The organism is Verminephrobacter aporrectodeae subsp. tuberculatae At4 (assembly GCF_000193225.1).
Taxonomy (GTDB): Bacteria; Pseudomonadota; Gammaproteobacteria; order Burkholderiales; family Burkholderiaceae_C; genus Acidovorax; species Acidovorax aporrectodeae.
This window is the reverse complement of record NZ_AFAL01000281.1, coordinates 1-480: the sequence shown is the minus strand read 5'-3', so window position 1 is coordinate 480 and position 480 is coordinate 1. Positions and strand designations below refer to the sequence as shown.

General features: G+C 74.8%; 1 pseudogene. It reads left to right on the top strand.

The features are described from left to right. Nucleotides 1-480, top strand: a pseudogene (locus VTU_RS26180) (ABC transporter permease); the annotation flags it as partial.

The following is a 480-nucleotide window of genomic DNA, read 5'->3' as shown; positions in this document are numbered from 1 at the left end:
CATGCCGCGCCCCTGGCCGGGCGCTGATCGGCTGGCCTTTCTCGCCCCGGCCACGGTGTTCCTGAACGCCGCAGCGCAGCAGGCGCTGGGCCTTGCCGGCGCGGACCTGGGCCCCCTGCCGCAGATCACGCTGTGGGTCGGTTCGCGCAAGCTGTCCGTGCGGGTCGCGGGCAGCGTGGCGGCGGGTGCTGCGCCGCTGGCGGTGATGGACATCGGCGCGGCGCAGGACCTGTTTGGCCGCGCCGGGCAGCTCAGCCGCATCGACCTGCAACTGCAACCCGGCACCGTGCGCGGCGCGTGGCAGCAGGCGCTGCGCGCGCGGCCCGACTGGCCCGCGAATGCGGTGTTCGCCGAGCCGGGGGACGCGGTGCAGCGCGTCGGCAACCTGTCGCGCGCGTACCGCGTGAACCTCACGGTGCTGGCGCTGGTGGCGCTGTTCACGGGGGCGTTTCTGGTGTTCTCGGTGCGCGCGCTGAGCGT